The sequence below is a fragment of the Collinsella sp. AF02-46-1 genome (genome assembly GCF_003465825.1).
GTDB lineage: Bacteria > Actinomycetota > Coriobacteriia > Coriobacteriales > Coriobacteriaceae > Collinsella.
The window spans coordinates 55,928-63,886 of record NZ_QSBV01000015.1 but is presented as its reverse complement, the minus strand read 5'-3'; the positions used below and the strand labels follow the sequence as shown (position 1 = coordinate 63,886).

General features: G+C 62.1%; 7 protein-coding genes. 2 read left to right on the top strand and 5 right to left on the bottom strand.

Translation table 11 applies throughout. From position 1 onward, the window contains the following. Positions 1 to 349 precede the first annotated feature (349 nt). Complete coding sequence (locus DWV20_RS07450) at positions 350 to 1,327, bottom strand: L-lactate dehydrogenase (RefSeq protein WP_118256708.1); 978 nt, start codon at positions 1,325 to 1,327, stop codon at positions 350 to 352. Between the two features lie 255 nt (positions 1,328 to 1,582). On the opposite strand from DWV20_RS07450, the gene metA reads away from it, so the two are divergent. Further along, entirely contained in the window at positions 1,583 to 2,524 is a 942-nt protein-coding gene (gene metA / locus DWV20_RS07445; protein WP_118256707.1) for a homoserine O-succinyltransferase, read from the top strand. Here metA and DWV20_RS07440 read toward each other — a convergent pair. From DWV20_RS07440 to DWV20_RS07425, 4 genes are all read right to left on the bottom strand, one after another. Beyond that, entirely contained in the window at positions 2,521 to 3,117 is a 597-nt protein-coding gene (locus DWV20_RS07440; RefSeq protein ID WP_118256706.1) for a 5-formyltetrahydrofolate cyclo-ligase, read from the bottom strand. The two genes, metA and DWV20_RS07440, sit on opposite strands and share 4 nt — an antisense overlap. Positions 3,118 to 3,258: 141 nt before the next feature. Further along, positions 3,259 to 3,588, bottom strand: a complete 330-nt coding sequence (locus tag DWV20_RS07435) for a type II toxin-antitoxin system HicB family antitoxin (RefSeq protein ID WP_117790276.1) — start codon at positions 3,586 to 3,588, stop codon at positions 3,259 to 3,261. Then, a complete protein-coding gene (locus DWV20_RS10200; protein WP_118256705.1) occupies positions 3,581 to 3,844 on the bottom strand; it encodes a type II toxin-antitoxin system HicA family toxin in 264 nt (87 codons plus the stop codon). Before DWV20_RS10200 ends, DWV20_RS07435 begins: the two co-directional genes overlap by 8 nt. A gap of 154 nt (positions 3,845 to 3,998) precedes the next feature. Next, entirely contained in the window at positions 3,999 to 7,046 is a 3,048-nt protein-coding gene (locus DWV20_RS07425; protein ID WP_118256704.1) for an insulinase family protein, read from the bottom strand. A 244-nt stretch (positions 7,047 to 7,290) separates the two neighbouring features. On the opposite strand from DWV20_RS07425, the gene DWV20_RS07420 reads away from it, so the two are divergent. After that, positions 7,291 to 7,956 carry a PilZ domain-containing protein gene (locus tag DWV20_RS07420; RefSeq protein ID WP_158566350.1) on the top strand — a complete coding sequence of 222 codons (666 nt, stop codon included), beginning with the start codon at positions 7,291 to 7,293 and terminating at the stop codon, positions 7,954 to 7,956. Positions 7,957 to 7,959 lie beyond the last annotated feature (3 nt).

Sequence of the window (7,959 nt, the reverse complement as noted above, 5' to 3'; positions counted from 1 at the left end):
TACCCTAAGAGCAAACCACCCTTTTTAAGGGTGGTTCTGATTGTGGCGGCTGGATCCGTGTTTGCGCGAAAACGAAGGTGAATACTTTTCCGCGAAGTGAACGACCTATTTTGGACCCCCGAAGCATCGACACTTTTTGACCCCAAAACTGCAGGAAAAACTCGGCGAAACCGCAGGAAACGGCGTCTGAAAAGTGTCGATGCTTCGGGGGCTCGTTTTTGCTCGTTCACTTCGCGGAAAAGTATTCACCTTCGATTCGCAAACGTGTTGCATGAGCAAAAAAGCGGGCCGCGCCGGTAGTATTCCGGCGCGGCCCGCTTAGATTCGCAAGGTTGCGGTAGCCAGCGGTCTACTTGGCGTCGTAGGCCTCGGCATCCCACCAGTCGAGCTGGGCGATGTTGTCGCGAATGTGCTGGCAGCTCTTGTGGAAGCCCTCGAGCTCGTGCTCGGACAGGTCGAGTGTGTAGACCTCCTCGACGCCCTCGGCGCCGATTACGCACGGCAGGGAGGTAAAGATGCCTTCCTCGCCATACTGGCCAGTCATAAGCGTAGAGGTCGAAAGCACGGCGTGCTCGTTGTGCAGCACGGCGGCGCAGACGCGCGCGGCGGAGTTGGCGACGGCGTACTCGGTGCACTGCTTGCCCTGGTAGGTTACGTAGCCGCCCTTGCGCGCGAGCTCCTCAATCTCCATGTGGTCGAAGGCATACTTGTCGGGGTTCTCGGCCTGAAGTTCGTTGAGACTCTTGCCGGCGATAGTCGCGGCCTTAAAGGCGGCCAGTTGGCTAAAGCCGTGCTCGCCGATCATGTAGGCGTCAATGGACTTGGGGCTCACACCGATCTTCTTGGAGATCTCGGTGCGCAGACGGGCGGAGTCCAGGCCGCAGCCCGAGCCGATGATCTTCTTGGGATCGTAGCCGGTCAGGTGCCACAGCTCGGTGCACACGACGTCGCAGGGGTTGGAGATACTCACGAAGATGCCGTCAAAGCCGGCGTCGACGATGCGCTTGGCAAAGGTGCGGGCGGCGTCGGTGGTAAAGAACAGCTCACCGTCACGGTTGCCGGCGGCCAGCGCAACCTTGCCGGCGGCGTTAACGATGACGTCGCAGCGGGCCAGCTCCTCGTAGTGGTCGTAGCAATTGACAATCTTGGTGTTATACGGGACAAACGAAAGGGAGTCGCGCAGGTCCTGGACCTCGGACGTCACCTTGGCCTCGTTGATATCGCACAGGTAGAGCTCGTCGGCAATGCCCTGCATAAGCAGGCTGTTGGCGACATGTGCTCCTACGTGGCCCTGGCCGACCACACCAATCTTACGCGTCTGGTACATATACGTATCCTTCCGGCCGAGTTTTTCGCGTCGAACCATTGTAGCGTCCTGCTGCCACTTTGCTAGACTAAAGTGCCGTAGATTTTTGGGACATGCCTTAATTTCTACTTTTGCGGCGTTTTGGGGCAAACTGTGCCCGAGAGAGCGAAAGGTAGAAATTAAGGCATGGTCCAAAAATCTACCGCTGGGCGATGTGCTCGCGCGGATGGGGCCGGTCGTTGTACCATAGCTGCAACTGACTCGTTAGGAGCTTCCATGCCCATTCGCATTCCCGACGCCCTCCCTGCCGCCGCGCAGCTCGAGAGCGAGAACATCTTTGTCATGACCGAGTACCGCGCGCTGCATCAGGACATCCGTCCGCTGCGTGTGCTCATCCTCAACCTCATGCCCACCAAAATCGCCACCGAGACGCAAATTATGCGCAAGCTCTCCAACACGCCGCTGCAGGTGGAGGTGGACCTGCTGCGCACTAAGACGCACGAGGCCACGCACGTGAGCGCCGGCCACCTGGAGACGTTCTACCGCACGTTCGACGACATCCGCGACATCCACTACGACGGCCTGATCATCACGGGCGCGCCGGTGGAGCAGATGCCGTTCGAAGAGGTCGACTACTGGCCCGAGCTCTGCCAGATCATGGACTGGTCCACCACGCACGTGCACTCTACGCTGCACATTTGCTGGGGCGCGCAGGCAGGGCTCTACCATCATTACGGCATTCAGAAGTACGACCTGCCGGCAAAGGCGAGCGGCGTCTTTGAACATTATCTGGTAAAGCCGCAAAGCCCGCTGGTCCGCGGCTTTGACGACCGTTTCTATGCCGTGCATTCGCGCAATACCGATGTGCGCCGCGAGGACGTGGAGGCCGAGCCGCAGCTCGAGGTCGTGGCAGTGTCCGACGAGGTGGGCCTGTATATCGTCAAGTCGACCGACAGCCGCCGCTTCTTTGTATTTGGTCACCCCGAGTACGATACCGACACGCTGCGTCTGGAGTACGAGCGCGACGTGAAGCGCGGCCTCAACCCTCAGGTGCCAGCGCATTACTTCCCGAACGACGACCCTACCGCCGAGCCGCGCAACGTCTGGCGCAGCCAGGCTCAGCTGTTCTACACCAACTGGCTCAACTACTACGTCTACCAGACCACGCCCTACGACCTAGCCCGCGCCGGCGAGGACGGGGGGTGCACCGGCCGTTAGGCACTGATGATGTGGGACAGCGGCAGGTCGTGGGCGTCGGCGGGAACGTGGTCGACACGCTGCTCATCAAAGGCGATGCCGATGATTTGACATGCGGGCGAGAGCATGGGCAGGTAGCGGTCGTAGCAACCGCCACCGTAGCCTAGGCGCGCGCCGGTGTGGTCGAAGGCCACGAGCGGCACGACGATCATGTTGAGAGCCTCGGCAGGCACGATGGGGAAGCGGTCGCTGTCAATGTCCGTGGCGGCGAAGGCCCGCGTGGGGTGGGCGATAAACGGAGCCGCGGACGCATCGTCGACGGCAACTGCCCGCATGCACATGCGCTGGCCACAAGCTGTGGCTTCGGCTGCCGAGAGCATGCACGGATAGGCTACGCGCCAGCCGCGCATGGCGGCCGCAGCGACAAACGCGGCAGGGTCGACCTCGGAACCCATCGCGGCATAGACGGCAACGGTGTGCGGTGCTGTGGCGCCCAAGCGATCCAACAGCTCAACCAGCCGCGTACAGATAACGGCAGACTTCGCCGCCCGCACATCCAAATCAATCGCATCGCGCCGAGCAATTACCGCCCGTCGCAACTCAGCCTTATCCATCCCAGCCTCCTCTAGCAAACCTGCCAAAAAGGGACAGGTTTATTTTGGCAGGTTTTATCTGGGCAAACGCGATAATGACAGCCCAAAACCACCACAAAGGCGCCTGTCCCCGTTGTGGTGGTTTGGGCCCATGCGTTAACGCTATAGCGCGGCAGCGATTGCTTCGGTCACAAACTTATTGAGTGACTCACCCTTCTTTGCCGCTGCCAGCGCTGCCTGCTTGTGGAGTTCGGAGCCCGTTCTTACGTTGAACGAGCCTTTAAAAGCGCGCTCGGGCTCCTTGCCCTTCTCGGCGCAAAACTCAAGGTAATCGTCGACGGCGTCGTGGAAGCATTGCTCAACTTCGTCAGCCGTGGAGCCCTCAAATACGATTGCGTCCCTAATGCCGGCGACCATACCTGTTAGCACATGCTGTTCGGCATCGAACTCGACTGGGGCGAAATAACCCTTGTATGCCAAAACGTTACTCATGACTACCTCCGACATCTTGCAGAAATCGAACAATGTTTCGAATGGTCCCCGCTGTCAATTCATCAGATGGATGAGGCGCATGCATCACGAACATCCTGCCATCTGATGGCCTGTAGAAGCGAACGCGCGATCCGGATGTCTTGCCTTTGCTGTCCATTTCAAAGCCATATGAAGCCATGACTTTTAAAAAATCGGTATACCGATACGTCGAAGGGCAGCTAAATAGTTGGGCGATGAGTTTATCGGCTCGAGTCATCCTGCCTCACATTCTGCAACTATATTCTAGTTGCAATTTTAGTCCGATGCAAACACCGATACTATAGAACACATGTACGTATAGAACAAGTGTTCGAACCACCACAAAGGTGCCTGTCCCCTTTGTGGTGGTCCCAAAAATCTACCTTTGGTGGTTAGGCGAGCAGGTCGATGACGTTGAAACCAGCGTTGCTCTTGGCGATGACGTCTCGGCCGCCAAAGACGCAGGTTGGCGACTCGGCTGCGATGCGCGTCACGTCGGCGCCGAGCGAGCGCAGTTCACCGGGCGTGGCGGCGAGCATCTGGGCGCGGCGCTCCTCGCGCGCATGCGGATCGAGCCCGGCCAGGTAGGTCGTGTTGCGGCGCTTGGTGAGCGCGTAGGGCTTCACCGGCGCGTCCATGCCGCTCACGCAGCTCACGATAAAGCCCTCAAAGGCGGCCTCGTCGGGCTCAAAGCTGCCGAGCCATTCGCCTGCGCGCGCCACGCGCTCAATCGAGGGGTCGATCGCCGGGTCGCGGTAGGTGTAGAACGCCGTCTGACGCTCGCCGGCCGCGCGGAATCCGCAGCCGTACGCGCCGCCCTTAACGCGGATCTCGTTCCACAGATAGTCGTAGGAGAGTGCGTTGGCGGCAACCGCCCAGGCGCCCGTCACGTCAAGCCCCAAGCGACGTGGGTCGCACGCGCTTGCCGCAAAGCAGATGTCGCTGGGGATGACAAAGGCCTCGTGGCGGTCACGCGGCGTCGGCACCACGAGCGCGTCGCGGCTGGCGGCGCCGTCGCCAGCGCCCGCGCCCAGCCCCAGATCACCCGCGGCGGTCCAGTACGCGTTAAAGTCATCGTCGCTGCCGGTAAAGCTCGCCAGGCAGCCATCGGCCACAAAGATGCGGCCCGCCAGCTCGGCAAGCTTGGCGCGCAGGTCGTCCAGTCGCTCGTCAAAGTGCTCGAGCAGATCGCGCAGGAACAGGTAGAAATCCACGCCCGAAAGCTGCTCGCGCACCACGGCCGAAGGCGAGCTGTAGCTCATCGCGCGACCGAGCGCCGCCGAGTGGCCGTTGTTGATAAAGCCCTGCTCAAGCCCAATGCGAATCTGTGTGAGCACGTCTCGCACGCGGTCGGCGTCGGCGTCCGCCAGCAGTGTGCTCGACCACACCTCGCGCGGCAGGCTTGCCAGCGCATCGATCTTCTCGGACAGAGCGCCGGCGCTCACCAGCAGGTAGGGGCGCACGCCGTCCACGTCGGGCTGGGTCATGACCTCGGTCGTAAAGCTCAAAAAGCCCAGCTTGCCGGCAAGCAAGTTGTCGAGTTCCTCGGCCGAGTGCTCGCGCGTGGGCAGCTGCTTAAGCAGGCGGCAGAGCAGTGCCACATAAGGCAGGTCCTCAAACGCGACGCAGCTCAGGTCGAAATACTGCATGGCGTAGGCCAGGCGGTTGGTGGGGATGCCGTGGCGCAGACAGGGGATGGGCGCGGTCGTGTCCACAACGAGCGGCGGCTCGGGGCGCGCCTCGCCAATGTCGGATACGCGGAGGCGCGGTAGCGTGGCCTTGGCCTCGGGTGTGTCCTCGGCCTCCTGCGCGGCACGCAGTGCGGCCGTGCGCTCGACCACATCGGCCAGCTCGGCATCGGTCATGGCATCGCGCTTGGCTGCCAGCTCGGCAGCCTCGGCACCCTCTGCGCCCTCGGCGGCGTCCACCGGCACCAGCTCGACCAGCGCCATGTGGTCGTTTTCCAGAACCAGCTCGCGCAGCAGGTCCTCAAAGTAGCTGCCGTCCAGCTCGCCACGCAGCTCCTCGTACACCGGGCCGTACTTGAGTGCTAGCGTCGCGGCGTCGTCATCGTAGAGCCAGGTGCTCAGCGCGTCGCACGCAATGGCCACGCCGTCGGCGATACCGTAGTCGCGCTGGCGCAGGTCGTATTCGTTGCTGCTGATAATGGCTTCCAGGCGCTCGCGCGGAACGCCGTGTTCGCACAGGTCGCGGCAGGCGTTCTGGAACACACGACGCAGCTCGCGCGCCACGCCGGGCTGCGCGTTTTGCAGCATGATGAGCTCGTAGGGCTGCAGGCTCTCGGCCGCGGTGTAGCTCACCACGTTGCCGCCCAGGCCGGCGGCCAGAATGGCCTTCTTAACCGGCGCTTCGTTGGAGCCCAGCAGCGTCTCGAACAGGATATCCGCCGCGATCGTACGCTTGCGGTCGAGCGCGCTGCCCAGTACCAGGCCCAGGCCCACCAGGGCGTTCTCGGGCGTGGTGGCCATCTCGACGCGCTTATACTCGCAGGTCGCAGGCGCCTGCACGTCCAGCGGATTGGGCGCCAGCGCGGACGGGTCCTCGCCGGCGGCAACGGCGGCGTCCATGCGACGGCTTGCGGCACTCGACTGCGACAGATAGCGCTCGTCCAAAAAGGCAAGGGCGCGGTCCACATCTAGGTCGCCGTAGAGCGTTATATAAGAGTTGGAAGGATTGTAGTGGCGCGCGTGCGTGTCCAAGAACTGCTCGTAGGTGAGCGCGGGAATCGCGCGCGGGTCACCGCCGCTCTCGTGCGCATAGGCGGTGTCGGGATAGAGCGCGGCGTTGACGGCGTCGTCCAGCACGCTCATGGGGTCGGACAGCGCGCCCTTCATCTCGTTGAACACCACGCCGTTATAGTGCAGCGTGCCCTCGCGCAGGCTCGCGGAGCTGTCGCCGCCCTCGCCCTCGACGCCCTCCGGCAGGTCCAGCTCGTAGTGCCAGCCCTCCTGCTCAAAAATGGTGGGCTTGGTATAGATGGCCGGGTTGAACACCGCGTCCAGGTACACGTCCATCAGGTTGTACAGGTCCTGCTCGTTGGTGGTGGCAACGGGGTAGATGGTCTTGTCGGGGTAGGTCATGGCGTTGAGGAACGTCTGCATGGAGCTCTTGATCAGATCGACAAACGGCTCCTTGACGGGGAACTTGGCCGATCCGCACAGCACCGAGTGCTCAAGAATATGGAACACGCCGGTGGAATCGGCCGGCGGCGTCTTAAAGCCAATGGCAAAGGCCTTGTTTTCGTCGTCGCACGCTAGGTGCAGCAGGCGAGCGCCCGAGGCGGTGTGGCGCAGCACGTAAGCGTCTGCGTCGAGCTCGGGCACGGTCTCGCGGCGTTCGACGGTAAAGCCGTGGCAGGTGGTTCCGGGCACCAGCAGCGCGGCGGCAGCGGCGCGCGGGTCGGTTGAGGTAGTGGACATATGCAGTCTCCTTTGACGCCCCAACGGGGGCGAATCGAGTCGAATCCTCGAGAGTATACCCATATGGGGCCGCGGCTCTGCGGCGAACTGGAGACGATGCCGGCGGATTGGGCATAGGCCCCACGTGTCCCGCATCCCGCCATTTCACGCACCGCACATCGAAACCTGCGGCAAAGCAGTTACAATAGCCCAATGTGCATCGCGCACGACGATGATATCGGCGCCCGCGACTGGGGGAGAATACATGGCAGAGCAACAGATAACGCCGGGGACCAAGCTTCAGGTGGCATTCGACGTGCCCATGGGCCAAAAAACCGACTTCAACATGCTCGCCACGTACAAAGGGGACCTGGACGAGGCGTACTTTCTTATGAGCGCGCCCATGCTCGCCGGCAAACCGCTGCTCATGGACGAAAACCAAAAGCTGCTGCTGCAATACAAAGTGGGCGAGGAAACGTTCGTGCTCGCCGGCTACCCCGAGTCGGTCGAGAAAAAGGGCATCCGCACCTACTGGAAAATGCGTAAAGTCGCCGAGCAGCGCACCTTTGTCAAGCGCCGCGACGAGCGTTTTAAGGTCGCCATGCGCCTGACCTACCAGCGCGACAACGCGCCGACCACCGAGCCCGAGGACGCCATGACCATCGACGTCTCGGCCGGCGGCCTGGCCGTCTACCTCAACGATTATCCCGACGTGGGCGAGGCCCTGTCCGTGCAAATGCCCACGATTCGCCTGCAGGGCGAGCGCCACGAGCTGCCCGAGCAGCTGGGCATCGTGTGCTGGGTGCGCCGCGCGCCCAAGGGCAGCCTGTACCGCAACGTCTGCGGCCTGCAGTTCCGCTACGCCGACGACATGGAGCGCGAGCTCGTCAAAGAATACGTCGGCTACATTCGCACCAAATATAAGATCTGATCG

Coding starts and splice junctions, on each gene's coding strand:
- DWV20_RS07425 (WP_118256704.1), bottom strand. CDS start 7,046: ATGTCCACTACCTCAACCGACCCGCGCGCCGCTGCCGCCGCGCTGCTG.
- DWV20_RS07435 (WP_117790276.1), bottom strand. CDS start 3,588: ATGAGTAACGTTTTGGCATACAAGGGTTATTTCGCCCCAGTCGAGTTC.
- DWV20_RS10200 (WP_118256705.1), bottom strand. CDS start 3,844: ATGACTCGAGCCGATAAACTCATCGCCCAACTATTTAGCTGCCCTTCG.
- DWV20_RS07420 (WP_158566350.1), top strand. CDS start 7,291: ATGGCAGAGCAACAGATAACGCCGGGGACCAAGCTTCAGGTGGCATTC.
- DWV20_RS07440 (WP_118256706.1), bottom strand. CDS start 3,117: ATGGATAAGGCTGAGTTGCGACGGGCGGTAATTGCTCGGCGCGATGCG.
- DWV20_RS07450 (WP_118256708.1), bottom strand. CDS start 1,327: ATGTACCAGACGCGTAAGATTGGTGTGGTCGGCCAGGGCCACGTAGGA.
- metA (WP_118256707.1), top strand. CDS start 1,583: ATGCCCATTCGCATTCCCGACGCCCTCCCTGCCGCCGCGCAGCTCGAG.